We start from the raw sequence: 13,942 nt of genomic DNA, 5'->3' as shown, positions 1-13,942 counted from the left end.
CTCAGTACCGGCTAGGCGTCAGCGTGGAAGGGTGCACGGCCACAGTGGCCTGCGCGGGCACGAGGACGACCGCAGGGACAGGCGGGACAGATGAACACCTACGTGTACGACTTCGCGGAGGGCAGCCGGGGCATGGACGATCTGCTCGGGAACAAGGGCGCGAACCTCGCGGAGATGGTGCGCATGGGCCTACCGGTTCCTCCCGGGTTCACGATCACCACGGAAGCCTGTCGGACATTCCTGACCACTGGTGCTCCTCCGGTCGAGCTGAGGCCCCAGATCCGCGACCACCTCGCAGTCATCGAGGGCGCGGCCGGAAAGCGTCTGGGGCAGGCGGATGACCCGCTGCTCGTCTCGGTGAGGTCCGGGGCGAGGGTCTCGATGCCCGGGATGATGGAGACGGTCCTCGACGTCGGGCTGAACGACTACTCGGTGCTCGGACTCGGCAAGACGCCTGACCGGGAGCGGTTCGCCTGGGACTCCTACCGACGGCTCGTGCAGATGTACGGCAGTACGGTGATGGGCGTCGAAGGCTCATTGTTCGCCGAGGTGCTGACTCGCGTGGAGAGGCAGCATCACACACCGGACGACAGCCGTCTGGACGTCTGTGATCTGATCCGGATCACGGAGGCCTTCAAGGACCTGGTCCGTGAGCGGGCGGGCCGTGAGTTCCCCCAAGACCCCGCCGACCAGCTGTGGGAAGCCGTACTTGCCGTGTTCGCCTCGTGGAACGGTGACCGGGCCCGGCTCTACCGACGGCGCGAACGCATCCCCGACGACCTGGGCACCGCAGTCACCGTTCAGACCATGGTCTTCGGCAACTTCGGTCCCGACTCCGGCAGCGGCGTCGCCTTCACTCGCGACCCGGCCACCGGCCGCCCCGGCGTCTACGGTGATTATCTGCCCAGCGCTCAGGGCGAGGATGTCGTCTCGGGGGTACGCAACACCGTCCCCCTCCAGGAGCTGGCCACCCTGGACCCGGCCTCGTTCGCACAGCTCCGCGAGCACATGGCCAGTCTTGAGGCCCATTACCGCGACCTGTGCGACATCGAGTTCACCATCGAGCGCGGCAGGCTCTGGATGCTCCAGACACGCGTGGGCAAACGCACCGCCCAAGCCGCTTTCAGCATCGCCTCACAGCTGGCCGACGAAGGGGTGATCACTCCCCGGCAGGCCCTGGGGCGGGTCGACGGCGCAGGACTGGCACAGCTCATGTTCCCGCGCTTCGACACCACCGCTGCCGGCAGCGCGGTCGCGCGAGGAATCCCCGCCTCACCGGGTGCGGCCGTGGGAGCGGTCGTCTTCGATTCGGCGGAAGCGGTACGCAGGGCCGTCGCAGGAGAGAAGGTCGTTCTCGTACGGAGCGAGACCACGGCCGACGATCTGCCCGGAATGGTCGCCGCACAGGCGGTGCTCACCAGCCACGGAGGAAAGACCAGCCACGCAGCGGTTGTGGCACGGGGCATGGGCAAGGTGTGTGTGTGCGGGGCGGAAGGCGTCGTGGTCGACGTGCGGTCACGGTGTTTCACAGCCGGTGATCTGACCGTCTCCGAAGGTACCGTGATCTCCGTGGATGGCTCCCGGGGGCTCGTCCACATGGGAGCGGTGCCCATGGTCGAGTCCGACGTCATGCGCTACTTCGAGGGGGGTGGGCAACCGCCGGACGGCGCCGCTCAGGAGTGCGTACGTCCCGTGCACCGGATCTTGCAGCAAGCCGACGCGGCACGGCGGCTGGAGGTGCGGGCCAACGCAGACACACCACACGACGCGGCACGGGCCCGCCGCTTCGGCGCCCAGGGGATCGGGCTGTGCCGTACCGAACACATGTTCCTCGGCGACCGAAGGCCCTTGGTCGAAGCCATGATCCTGGCGGAGAGCGCTGCGGACCGGGATGCCGCGCTCGACGCACTGCTGCCACGGCAGCGCTCGGACTTCATCGGCATCCTGGAGGAGATGGACGGCCTGCCGGTGACGATCCGGCTGCTTGACCCGCCGCTGCACGAATTCCTGCCCGACCGAACGGAATTGGCTGTGCGGATGGCTCGGGACGAGGCCCTCGGCACGTCACCCGACCCCCGTGACACGTCCCTGCTGGCCGCGGTCACCCGCATGCACGAGGAGAACCCGATGCTCGGCCTGCGCGGCGTCCGGCTCGGGCTGGTCGTGCCCGGACTCGTCGCCATGCAGGTGCGGGCCATCGCCGAGGCCGTTGTGGCACGCAGACGGGCTGGCGGCGCCCCTCGGGCCGAGATCATGGTTCCGCTCGTCGACGCGGTCGAGGAACTGCGTCTGGTGAAGGACGAGGTGGATCGCGTCCTGGCCGCGGTCTCCACGGAGACGGGCGTCGCCGTGGAGTGCCCGGTCGGAACGATGATCGAGCTCCCCAGGGCTGCCTTGACAGCCGGCAGGATCGCGGGAGACGCCCGGTTCTTCTCGTTCGGCACGAATGATCTGACCCAGACCACCTGGGGTTTCTCCCGCGACGACGTCGAGTCGGCCTTCTTCTCCGCCTATCTCGACAAGGGTGTGTTCGCCGTGTCGCCGTTCGAGACGATCGACCGTGAGGGCGTGGGCCGCTTGGTCCGCATCGCCGTGGCCGAGGGCCGGGCGACGCGCCCTGACCTCGAGATCGGTGTCTGCGGGGAGCACGGTGGAGACCCGTCCTCCGTGCACTTCTTCCACGAGGTCGGACTCGACTACGTTTCCTGCTCGCCCTTCCGGGTGCCTGTCGCGCGGCTTGAGGCCGGTCGGGCAGCGCTGTCGGCAGCCGACGACGAGTCCTTCGGGGACTTCGGCGACCGCATGCACGCGTCGACCCGGACTCGCCTCAGTCCGGCAATCCCTGGTCGTGGCGGTGCGGATGATCACCGGCGCCCTCGGCCGGATGCCTTTGGGTGACCTTCTGACGCGTCGGGGCGCGCTCGATGACGCGTCTTGTCGTGGGCCTCACTGTCATGCAGTGCTCTTTTCCGGCGGGCAGTGCCCGACCGCGGAATGCGGTGCCTACGGTTGTGCCGTGAACCGGTCCGGATCAATGTGGATACATGGAGCACTCCCCAAAGTTCGAGCTTTCGGAGGTGAGGGGATGATGTACTGGAACGGCGGCGGCTGGGCCTGGATGATGTTTATGCCGCTTTTGTGGATCGTCCTGATCGGTCTCGTCGTGTGGGCGGTCATCCGCCTCACGCACCAACCGACCGGCCACGGGAACGGCCCCGAGCAGAGGTGGCCGCAGCGGGAGACGGCGGAGGAGATTCTCGACCGCCGCTTCGCCTCCGGCGAGATCGATGCAGAGGCCTACACCGAGGCACGGCAGCGGCTGGCTGCCCACAGCCCGAGGCGGCAGTGACACGTCTGCGGGGGCGCTGGGTCCCTCTGGCCCCGCTTGAACGGTGGAGGAGCAGCCGTGACTGCTGGCGGAGAACTTCCGATCGTCTTCGGCGTCGATGCCGCGGAGCCGGCCGGGGCGGCGGCGGCCTGGGCGGCTGATGAGGCTGTCCGTCGTGGTGCGTCCCTGAAACTGGTGCACGCGGTAGTACCGGTGACACACCATGTGCGTGGCGTCGAGGAGACGGCACATCACAAGGCACTGCGTCAGCTTGGCAGCGAGGCACTCGACAAGGCGGCGGTGTTTGCTCATGCGCGGCAACCGGACCTCGAGGTGTCGGTCTTCATGACCGACGGCAACCCGGCCCAAGTCCTGGTGCGGCAGTCCGAGCACGCCCGGATCGTGGTGCTCGGCTCTCACCGGTTGGGCAGATTGGCTGAGGTGCTCAGCGCCCGATCCGCCGCCGTCCCGGTCAGTGCGAACGCCGTCTGCCCGGTCGTCGTGGTGCCCGATCCCATCAACACCCCTTACCGGCCAGCCAGGTTGGTGGTCGGTGTGGACGGCAGCCGCTCGGCCGCCGTGGCCCTGGACCATGCCTTTGACGCCGCCGCCAGGCGTGGGGCATCGGTGCACGCGGTCTGGGTGTGGCAACCGCCGTTTCCGGCGTTCATCGACGAGAGCACCGCGCTCGAGACGTGCCGCAGGCAGCTCCACGAAGCCACCGCCGCACGATCCGCCGCGTACCGAGACGTCCCGTTTGATCACTCGGTGGTGCGCGGCCATCCTGTGGAGGCACTTGCCGGGGTATCCGAGCACGCACTCGCCGTGGTCGTCGGCCGACGTGGCCGGGAAGGTTTCTGCGGCATGCGGCTGGGTTCCGTTCCGCACGGGCTGCTGCACCGCGCCTCCTGCCCCGTGATCACCGTGCCACCGCGGGCGGGCGAGGAGCCTTGAAGCCCTGATGCATGGGTTTCCGGAAGGTGCGCCGCCCCGGACGCAGAGAGGAGTGTGTCGTGCACCGAGCGATAGGTTCTCGGCTCGGCCGAGGCTCGCCGCGCGGTGTTCGCGAGGTCGATGCCGCCCGGCGAACCGCTGCGGCAGGACCGTGCTGCTGCGCTGCTTCGGTGCCGGCGCCACCGTCGTCATGCGTGCACCGAAGGCCTCTGCTGCGCGCCCTGATGCGCGACGAAGAGCGGATCCGCGAAGAGATCGAATCCCGGGTCCTCGGCGACACGTTCCTGCCGCTCGCGCCACGGCCGATATGACCGTTCGGGACGGCGTGGTCGGACCGACCGGCTGTCCGGTCACCCGTCACCGAGCCGCCGCCCGGTGGCACCGCAGCCCGCATGAGCGGCACCGGGGCGGCGGAACTCCACGAGACGTAGTCATTCCCGGCGTGGACACTGGACTTGGATCGACGGATCGATTCGTGGGAGCGATGTGATGGCGGGATTCCGGGATTTCCTGATGCGGTTCAGGCCGGTCGGCCTGCCCGGCCCTGCCGCGGCGGGAGGGGTGCCCGCAGACCGGTCGGCTGAACTCGCGGCGGAACTGGAGCCCCAGCTCGCTCAGCTCCAAGCGGCAGAGACCGAGGCGCGGAAGGTACGGGAGCAGGCGGCCGAGGAAGCGGCGCGGCGCCGCGAGGCAGCCGAACGGATGGCCATGGATTGCGTCGAGCAGGCCCGCGCCGCTGTGCAGGGTGTACGGAATCAGAGCGCCGCCCGAATCCGGGAAGCCACCGCTGCCGAGGTCGCGGCTCTGCTGGCGGCCGCCGAACGTGATACCGCCGCCCTTCGGGGCCGGGTCGAGCGCCGTATGCCTGCACTCGTGGACCGCGTGGTTGCTGCGGCGATCGAAGACCTTGCCGGCACGGATGGCGATCTGCGGGAAGGGGGCACGCTGCGGTGAGCGCCGGGTGGGTAGCGGGCGTGACCCGAGCCAGGGCCATGCTCTCCAGGTGCTTGGGCGTATCCGGTGCCCGGGATGTGGCCGGCGCCGCGACGCTCTCCGATGCCGCGAGATACCTGGCCGCCACGCCGTACCGGCACGATCTCAGTACTGAAGCCGGGCTGGCCGACGCCCAGCGGGCGGTCTCGGCGACCCTACTGTGGCATCTGAGGGTGCTCGCCGGGTGGCAACCACGCGAGGGAGCAGCCACGCTGAGGCTGCTTGCCTCCGGTTTCGAGATAGCCAACGTCGATGATCATGCCCGTGCGCTGTCGTCTGCCGGGCATATCCCATCTGCCCGGCCGTACCGGCTTGGGGCACTGGCCACCGCGTGGCCGAGGTTGTCCCGGGCCGGCACGCAGGCAGAGCTTCAGGCCGCGCTTGCCGGGTCTGCGTGGGGCGATCCGGGAGCCGACTCCGCTGCGGCCATGGCTGTCGGTATGCGCATCGCTGCTGCTCAACGGACCGCGGCGGCCGTGCCGCAGGCGGTGCACTGGGCGGCGGGACGGCTCGCGCTGCTTCTTGGCCGCGAACTGTTCCTCGCCGACCGTCCTCTGACTCCGCCATCCGCCCGCCGGGCCGCTCGGGTGCTCGGCCCCGAGGCCGTGGGCGCGGCGTCGTACCCCGACTTCCTGCGGCGGCTGCCGGTCACGGCGCGCTGGGTGCTGGACGGCATCGAGGCACCGACGGACCTGTGGCGCGCGGAGACCAGGTGGTGGGTCCGGCTGCAGCAGGACGGACAGGATCTGATGCGCCGCACCCGGCTCGACTCCTCGCCCGTCGTAGGTGCTGTCGCCGTGCTCTCGGCCGACGCATGGCTGCTTCGAGGTGCCCTCGAATTGGCCGCACGCGGCGGCGGCTCGCTGGAGGCGTTCGATGCCCTGGTCTGAGGCCGTGCGGCCGGTCCGCATGCAGCGGGTGGCGATCGTCGCACCATGCGAGACCCTGCGCGAGACGCTGGTCCGCATCGCTGAGGCGGGCAATGTCGAGATCGACCGGATCGACGACCCCGCGCATGTCGCGCCGGGCCCGGCGGCGCGTCGGCTGCAGCGGCTGCGTGCCGAGCCATCGGGCGCCCTCCTGTGCGCGGTTCCGCCGGACCTCGACGCCCTCGAAGAGGCAGGCCGGACCGACCTGCTGGCGGGCGAGGCGCAACTCGAGGAGCGGATCGGCACGGCCGTCAGGCGCGGGACCGTGGCGGCGCTCGCCGGATGGTGCCCCGCCGCCGACGTACGCCCGACGGCCGCGCGGCTCGCCGACGTCGGAGGTGTTCTGGTGCCGATGCAGACTCCCGGCGGCATCGATCCGCCGACTCTGCTGCGCGGCACCGGAGTGGTGCGCGGCTCGTTCTCCCCGCTGGTACGCACCTACGGCACGGTGCCGTACGCAGACATCGACCCCACGATGCCCGCCGGCATCGTCTACGTGGTGATGTTCGGCGTGATGTTCGGCGACGCCGGGCACGGGGCGCTGCTGCTTCTGATCGCCCTGCTGCTGTATCTGGGGCGCCCCCGCCGGCTGACGCCCCTGAGGCGCCTTTGGCCGTTCGTGGCCGGAGCCGGGCTGGCCGCTACTGCCGCGGGCGTCGCCTATGGCGAGTTCTTCGGCCCCACCGGCATGCTGCCGGTGCTGTGGTTGGACCCGCTGGACCAGCCGATGCGCCTGCTCGCCGCCGTGGTCGGACTCGGGATCGCGCTCCTGGCCCTGGCGTACGGGGCCGGCATCGTGAACCGCTGGCGGGAGGGCGGACTGGTGAACGCGCTGTACGCGGCGTCGGGCATTGCTGGTGCCCTGCTCTTCCTCGGCCTCGCCATGCTCGCCGGCGGGGTCTATCTGGGTCTTACCACCTACACGATCGGCGGTGTCGTGCTGGCCGTCACCGGTCTGGCGCTGGCCGGGTTCGGGCTGTTCACGGCATCCCCGGGCGGGGCCGGCGGCGCCGTGCAGACAGGGGTCCAGCTCTTCGACGTCGTGGTGCGCCTCGGCTCGAACGTCTTCTCCTTCGCGCGGCTGGCCGCTTTCGGGATGACCCACGCCGCGCTGGGCGAGATCGTCTGGCGCGGCACGAGCGCACTGGCCGGCAAGGGGCCGGCTGCGTTGCTGGGGGCCGTGATCGTCTTCACTGTCGGCAATGCGCTCGCCTTCGCCTTGGAGGCGCTGGTCGCCGGGGTACAGGCGCTGCGGCTGGAGTTCTACGAACTTTTCTCCAGGGTCTTCGAGACCCAGGGGCGTCCGTTTCGTCCTTGGCAGGTTCCGGTACAGCACACGGAGGTGGCGTCGTGATCGCCTGGCTCATTGCCCTGCCTGTCATCGCGGTGGCCTTCGTCGGCACGCGCCTGTTGCTGCGGCGGCGCAGCCGGGCAGTCGTCCGGGTGATCGTCGCCGCCGACATGGCTCTGCTCGTCGGCGCGCTGGCCCTGCTGGCCGTGGCCCTCAGCGGCGCTCCCGCCCAGGCATCGGCATCCCAAGCCGCCGCCCAGGCTTCGGGGTCCGGTTCGGCGGCTCTGATCGGTGCCGCGATCGCGGTCGCCGGGGCGTCGATCGGCGCGTCGATCGCCGTCGCATACACCGGAGCTGCCGCACTGGCGGCGTTGAGCGAGCGACCCGAGCTGTTCGGTCGGGCCATGGTCATCGTCGGGCTCGCCGAGGGGATCGCCATCTACGGCCTCGTCGTCGCCATCCTCCTCATCGGGAAGGCCTGACCGTGGGGCGCGTGGCAGCCATCGGAGAGCAGGTCCGGGTGGCGGGGCTGGCCCTGGCGGGCGTGACCGTCCTGATCGCAGAGGAGCCCGACGCGGTGCGCCGTGCCTGGCAGAGCCTGCCCCACGACGTCACCTTGGTGATCGTCACCCCGGCTGCCGCCGACACCCTTGGTCAGGCGATGCTGGACAGCGCACGGCCGCTGGCGGCGGTGATGCCAACATGAAGTCAGCGGCCCCGGATCACGCCTCCGCCCTGGCACCGGTGCGAGAAGAACTGCTGCGCTCGGCCCGGGCCGACGCCGAGGAAGTGCTGGCCCGCGCGGGCCGCGATGCCGAGGCGCTGCTCGACGCGGCCAGGGCCCGTGCGGCGGCGATCCTTGACGATGCGCGCCGACACGGTGAGGCCGAAGCGACCCGTGGGCGCACCGCCGAGCTGACCCGGGTCCGCAGAACCATCCGCGCCCGCGAACTCGGAGTGCGCAGGCAGGCGTACGAGGAACTGCGCCGCCGTGCCGCCGAACGCGTCCGCGACCTGCGGGACACTGCGGACTACCCGGTGATCCGCGACCGGCTTCACCAACGGGCCCGTCGGCTCCTCGGCCCGGGTGCCCGTGTCACGGAACACCCCAGCGGAGGATTCGTGGCCCAGGCGGCGGGCTGCCGGGCCGACTGCTCCCTCGATGCCCTTGCCGCCCGTGTGCTGGACAGGTTCTGCGCGGAGACGGAGACACTGTGGGCGCCGTGAGCAGCGCGTCCGAAGCAGCCGCCATGGACGGCAGAGGGGAGCGGTCTTGTCACGTCTTGCGAGTTGCCGGTCCGCTGGTCGAGGTGGAGTACGTGGACGGCACGGCCATGCACGACATGGTCTCCTTGGGCGATGCCGGCCTGCCCGGTGAGGTGGTGGCGATCAAAGGCGGCGTGGTCACGGTCCAGGCGCACGAGTACACCGGAGGTCTCGCCCCCGGGCACAGCGCCCGGCCCCTGGGCATACCGCTGTTCGCCCGGCTCGGTCCCGGTCTGCTCGGCGGAATCTTCGACGGCCTGCTGCGCCCGCTGTCAGGAAGCGGCGAATGGCTCCTCCCCGGCGCGAGCATGACCGGGGACGGCGACCGCTCGTGGCGGTTCACACCCCGAGCAGCGGCGGGGGAACGGGTGTCCGAAGGCCAGGTACTCGGCGAGGTCCGGGGAACACGGTCAGTGACCGTGCGGATCCTCGTACCGCCCGGTGCCGGAGGGGTCGTGGAGCGAATCGCCCCCGAAGCGGAGCACCCTGAGAGCGGGGTGCTGGCCGTCGTCGGTGGCACCGAGGTCCGGATGATTGCCGACTGGCCCATCCGCCGTCCGCGCCCGGTCGGTGAGCGTCTCGCCGCACAACAGCCGCTGAACACCGGGCAGCGCGCGATCGACCTTCTCTTCCCTGTGGCGAAGGGCGGCACGGTCGCCGTGCCCGGCGGGTTCGGCACTGGCAAGACGATGCTGCTGCAGCAGATCGCCAAATGGTGCGACGCCGACGTGATCGTCTACATCGGGTGCGGAGAGCGCGGCAACGAGATGGCCGACGTCATCACCGATCTGGCCGCACTCGAAGACCCCCGAACCGGCGGCAGACTCGCCGATCGCACGGTGACGATCGCCAACACCTCCAACATGCCGATGATGGCCCGTGAAGCGAGCATCTACACCGGCGCCACGGTCGCCGAGTACTTCCGCGACATGGGGCTCGACGTCGTGGTCATCGCCGACTCGACCTCCCGCTGGGCCGAGGCGTTGCGCGAGTTCTCCTCCCGCACCGGTGCCCTACCGGTGGAAGAGGGCTATCCTGCGGGCCTGGCCTCGGCGATCGCCGCCTTCTACGAACGAGCCGGTTCGGTGACCACGCTCGGCGGGGACCAGGGATCGGTCACCGTCATCGGCGCGGTCTCGCCACCCGGCGGCGACCTGACGGAGCCGGTCACCGCCCACACCGAACGGTTCGTACGCTGCCTGTGGGCCCTCGACCGCGACCTCGCCTACGCCAGGCACTACCCGGCGGTTTCCTGGGCGGGGTCCTTCTCCCGCGACGCAGCGACCCTCGCCTCCGTGCATGCGGATGCCGGTGCCCCCGACTGGGATGCCCGGCGCGCGCGGACGGCCGGACTGCTGGCCGAGGCCGATCGGCTGGCCGACCTCGTCGACCTGATCGGTATCACCGCGCTCCCAGCCCAGGAGCGGATCAGTGTGATCGGCGGCCGGCTGATGCGGGAGGGCGTGCTCCAGCAGAGCGCGCTGTCGGCCCGTGACGCTTACTGCGGTGCGAACAAGGCTGCGGCCCTGGTTGAGGCTGTTCTCGCGGTTGTCGACCTGTGCCGGGAACTCGTCGGGGCCGGCGTACCCGCCTCGGTGATCGAGGAGGCGGACTTCGGACCGTTGCTCCGCGCTCGCGAGGACGTCGGCCCGGACGATGCTGCGGGTGTCGCCGGCCGGCGGGACGCCATGCTCGCCTCGCTCGCCGGGCTGCGGGGGGCGATGTGACCGACTGGGGCGAGATCGAGTACACCGCGATCCGTGAACTGCGCGGTCCGCTCGCAGTCGTCGACGGGGTGGCGGGCATCGGCTGGGACGAGTTCGTCCGGATCACGCTCGAATCCGGCGAGGAGCGGCACGGACTCGTACTTGAGGTGGACCGCGGACTCGCTGTCGTACAGGTCCTGGAGGACACCGCCGGGATGGACCCGGCGCGCGTGCGGATGGCCTTCGCCGGAGGGCCGTTGCGTATCCCGGTGGGCTCCGGGTGGCTGGGCCGGGTCTGCAACGGCCGTGGCGAACCGATCGATGGCGGGCCGCCGGTATTCGGATCCGCCTCCGCGACGGTCGGTGGAAACCCGATCAACCCGATGCGGCGGGAACCTCCCGCAGAGCCTGTGCTCACGGGCGTCGGGGCCGTGGACGGGCTCACCACACTCGTGCGGGGCCAGAAGCTGCCGGTGTTCTCCATCGCGGGACTGCCGCACCTCGAACTGGCCGCCCAGATCGCCGCCCAGTCCACGGCGGCCGGAGAGCCGTTCAGCGTCGTCTTCGCAGGCATGGGACTCACCCATGCCGACGCCTCCTTCGTCCGCGACGCTCTCGAGGAGCGGTCCGCCGCCGGAGAACTGGTTCTGCTGCTGAACACCGCGGACGACCCGGTGATCGAACGTATCCTCACCCCGCGGATCGCGCTCACCGTCGCCGAGCACCTTGCCTTCGCGGAAGGCAGACACGTGCTTGTGGTCATGACCGACATGACCAGCTACGCCGAGGCGTTGCGCGAGGTCTCCGCGGCACGCGGCGAGATCCCCGCCCGACGCGCCTACCCCGGCTATCTCTACAGCGACCTCGCCTCCCTCTACGAACGTTGCGGACGCATCCGGGACCGGCCCGGCTCCATCACCGTCCTCCCGGTACTGACGATGCCCGGCGGCGACATCACGCATCCGGTGCCGGACCTGACCGGGTACATCACGGAGGGACAGATCGTGCTGTCCCGCGAGACGCACGCGCGCGGGGTGTACCCGCCCGTGGACGCCCTGTCGTCGCTCTCTCGCCTGATGCGCAAGGGTGCTGGTCCCGGCCGTACCCGGCCCGACCATCTCGACGTCGCCGCCCAAATGCTCGCCGCTCTCGCAAGGGCCCGGCAGGTGCGCGAACTGGCCGACCTGGTCGGGCGGACGGCGCTCAGCGCGACCGACGTCCGGTACCTGGACTTCGACGAGGCGTTCCTGCGGTGTTTCGTGCATCAGCGTCATGACGAACTGCGAACTCTGGACGCGACGTTGGAGAAGGCTTGGCAGGTCTTGCTTGACCTGCCCAGAAGTCAGCTCGCCATGCTCCCGGAGCAATTGCTGGACGCACACGGTGCGGAGCGGGGATGAAGGCGATGGCCACTCTCCGGATTCCACCAGGACGGGCCGGACGACTGCGTCTGCGGCGCAGTCTGGCGGTTGCCGTGCGCGGCGCCGACCTTCTTGAGAAGAAGCTGAGCATCCTCCGCGCAGAGCACCAGCGCCTCCTACAGGCCGAGCAGGCCGCTGCTGCCGCCTGGCACGAGCTGCTTCGGGAGGCCGAAACATGGCTGCTGCGCGGGCTCGTACTCGGCGGAGAGCACGCCCTGGACACGGCGACGGCAGGTCTCGATCCGGCGGACGTCACCTTCGACTGGACCACGTCCATGGGGGCGCACCACCCGTCGGAGTTCTCCTGTACGGTCCCGCCCCGCCCGCCGACCGCCGCCGCACCGGGCAACACGGCCCTGATCAACGCCGAAGCCGCCTACCGGCGGGCGGTGGCGGCGGCGGCCGACTACGCCGGCAACCGGGCCGCCGTCAGAATCGTTGGTGCGGAGATGCTCAGCACCCGCCAGCGGCTCCGGGCGCTTCAGCGCCACTGGATTCCATGCCTGCGGGAGGCCCTGGCTCGCGCGGACCTCACTCTGGAGCAGAGCGAGCACGAGGACGCCGTCCGGCAGCGATGGGCCGCCCACCACGTACTGGAAGAGGGCGACGCGCCCGGCTGACACCCGTGTGACCGTGCCTCGACCGGCGACCCGTACGGTGAGCGTGAGCTCACGATCTCGGTCGACGTCCCGCCAGACCAGACGGAAGGGCTGGGAAGCCAGGGCCACGACGGCGGGGTCGAAGTCCAGGGCCATCGCCGCGTCCCGCTCCACCCACGACTCGTAGCCCACCAGAGACCGCGAAGTCACCGCCCAGTAGTCGCCCGTGAAGTTCTTCTGCCCCTTGAACGCGGTGAACTTCCGGGTCGGCGAGGCAAGTTCGAATGGCTCACTCCAGAAGCGGGCCAGCGGGCCGATCCGACGAGAACCGTCGGGTCCGACGAACCCCACATGGACGTCAGCCGCGTACTCCCAGGCGGCTACCACCTCCGCAGGCTCGCCCACGAGTACCTCCCCAGGCCCCTCACCCCTACCGAGAGGGTGGAACACCTCGTGGAGCACCACGGCTGAACGCAGGTCGCGTCACCCCAACGAGGGACAACCCGTCTCAAACACGTCGGCGAACCACATCACCTGAGACCAGAAGCCAATCGGACCAGGGTGAGCCAACAACTTGACGCGGGACAGACACGTTCGCGGCCCCTCAGTCGATACAGAACTCGTTGCCCTCGATGTCCAGCATCGGGATGCACGAATCATTGCCGTCATACAGCGTTCGCACGTGTACCGCGCCGAGCGGGACCAGCCGTGCGCATTCGGCCTCAAGTGCGGCGAGGCGCTCTTTACCCACGAGTCCGGTGCCGACCCGCACATCAAGATGCACTCGGTTCTTGGCGGCCTTCCCCTCGGGGACGCGCTGGAAGTACAGCCGCGGGCCCACACCTGAGGGATCAATGCAGGCGAACCAAGAATCCCGCTGCTCAGGTGGCTGCGAGCGCTTGAAATCGTCCCAAGTGGCAAACCCCTCCGGTGGCGGCGGTACGACGTACCCCAACACCTCGCACCAGAAACGAGCGAGGCGCTCAGGTTCAGCGCAGTCGAAGGCGACTTGGAACTTCTTGATCGACGTCATCGGTCCACCATATTGGCGCGTGCTTTCACCGAGATCCCGGGGTTTCATCGCCGTGCGGGTCGAGGTCTCGCGTGACATGAGTAGCGCCACCGGACCAGATCGCCTGAGACGACGAGCAAATCGGACCAGATCACCTGAGACAGGGGCCAATTCGCAAGAGACGGGACATCAATGAGCATGTCGTCCACGGTCAGGACCCCCACTGGCTTCGGCAGCATGAGCTGGCCCCACTCGTCAGTGGGTTTCGGCCCCACTTGTCGATCGTTCGGGCATGAACCGTCAGTGAGTTTCGGCCCCACCCTCGCTTCGCGGTGTGTGGTTCAGGGGGTGGCTGTGGCCGGTGGGGGTGTCCATCGGCGGGGAGATGTCTGTGATGACTCTTCGGCGCCGCATCGCAGCGCCGTGCTCAGCACCACAGTCGA

At 69.8% G+C, this 13,942-nt stretch carries 13 protein-coding genes; 12 read left to right on the top strand and 1 reads right to left on the bottom strand.

The window, feature by feature from the left end:
- Nucleotides 1-90: 90 nt before the first annotated feature.
- The 12 genes from ppdK to V1460_RS18960 all read left to right on the top strand — a co-directional run bounded on the left by ppdK (nt 91) and on the right by V1460_RS18960 (nt 12,508).
- A complete protein-coding gene (ppdK, locus tag V1460_RS19015) occupies nt 91-2,898 on the top strand; it encodes a pyruvate, phosphate dikinase (RefSeq protein ID WP_338674845.1) in 2,808 nt (935 codons plus the stop codon).
- Nucleotides 2,899-3,085: 187 nt separating this feature from the next.
- Nucleotides 3,086-3,349, top strand: coding sequence for a hypothetical protein (locus V1460_RS19010; RefSeq protein WP_338674844.1), 264 nt, complete (start codon nt 3,086-3,088; stop codon nt 3,347-3,349).
- Nucleotides 3,350-3,406: 57 nt separating this feature from the next.
- Entirely contained in the window at nt 3,407-4,282 is an 876-nt protein-coding gene (locus V1460_RS19005) for a universal stress protein (RefSeq protein ID WP_338674843.1), read from the top strand.
- Nucleotides 4,283-4,795: 513 nt separating this feature from the next.
- A complete protein-coding gene (locus tag V1460_RS19000; protein ID WP_338674842.1) occupies nt 4,796-5,236 on the top strand; it encodes a hypothetical protein in 441 nt (146 codons plus the stop codon).
- Nucleotides 5,233-6,165 carry a V-type ATPase subunit gene (locus tag V1460_RS18995; RefSeq protein WP_338674841.1) on the top strand — a complete coding sequence of 311 codons (933 nt, stop codon included), beginning with the start codon at nt 5,233-5,235 and terminating at the stop codon, nt 6,163-6,165. Before V1460_RS19000 ends, V1460_RS18995 begins: the two co-directional genes overlap by 4 nt.
- On the top strand, nt 6,152-7,558 hold the full coding sequence (locus V1460_RS18990) for a V-type ATPase 116kDa subunit family protein (RefSeq protein WP_338674840.1): 1,407 nt from the start codon (nt 6,152-6,154) through the stop codon (nt 7,556-7,558). Before V1460_RS18995 ends, V1460_RS18990 begins: the two co-directional genes overlap by 14 nt.
- Nucleotides 7,555-7,977 carry an ATP synthase subunit C gene (locus V1460_RS18985; protein WP_338674839.1) on the top strand — a complete coding sequence of 141 codons (423 nt, stop codon included), beginning with the start codon at nt 7,555-7,557 and terminating at the stop codon, nt 7,975-7,977. The genes V1460_RS18990 and V1460_RS18985 overlap by 4 nt, the downstream gene beginning before the upstream one ends.
- Nucleotides 7,978-7,988: 11 nt before the next feature.
- Nucleotides 7,989-8,201: a V-type ATP synthase subunit F gene (locus V1460_RS18980; protein ID WP_338674838.1), complete on the top strand. Its 213-nt coding sequence runs from the start codon at nt 7,989-7,991 to the stop codon at nt 8,199-8,201.
- Complete coding sequence (locus V1460_RS18975; protein ID WP_338674837.1) at nt 8,198-8,722, top strand: V-type ATP synthase subunit E; 525 nt, start codon at nt 8,198-8,200, stop codon at nt 8,720-8,722. Before V1460_RS18980 ends, V1460_RS18975 begins: the two co-directional genes overlap by 4 nt.
- Nucleotides 8,719-10,488: a V-type ATP synthase subunit A gene (locus tag V1460_RS18970; protein WP_338674836.1), complete on the top strand. Its 1,770-nt coding sequence runs from the start codon at nt 8,719-8,721 to the stop codon at nt 10,486-10,488. Before V1460_RS18975 ends, V1460_RS18970 begins: the two co-directional genes overlap by 4 nt.
- On the top strand, nt 10,485-11,867 hold the full coding sequence (locus V1460_RS18965; protein ID WP_338674835.1) for a V-type ATP synthase subunit B: 1,383 nt from the start codon (nt 10,485-10,487) through the stop codon (nt 11,865-11,867). The genes V1460_RS18970 and V1460_RS18965 overlap by 4 nt, the downstream gene beginning before the upstream one ends.
- 5 nt (nt 11,868-11,872) lie before the next feature.
- Nucleotides 11,873-12,508 (top strand): V-type ATP synthase subunit D, encoded by a 636-nt coding sequence (locus tag V1460_RS18960; RefSeq protein WP_338674834.1) that lies wholly within the window; start codon nt 11,873-11,875, stop codon nt 12,506-12,508.
- Between the two features lie 583 nt (nt 12,509-13,091).
- Here the strand turns inward: V1460_RS18960 and V1460_RS18955 are convergent.
- The gene (locus V1460_RS18955) at nt 13,092-13,520 is read right to left on the bottom strand and encodes a VOC family protein (protein WP_338674833.1); all 429 of its coding nucleotides are present in this window, start codon (nt 13,518-13,520) and stop codon (nt 13,092-13,094) included.
- Between the last annotated feature and the right edge of the window lie 422 nt (nt 13,521-13,942).

The organism is Streptomyces sp. SCSIO 30461, assembly GCF_037023745.1.
GTDB lineage: Bacteria > Actinomycetota > Actinomycetes > Streptomycetales > Streptomycetaceae > Streptomyces.
Note: the sequence above shows the minus strand (reverse complement) of the source record. Positions and strands in the feature narration are given on the sequence as shown.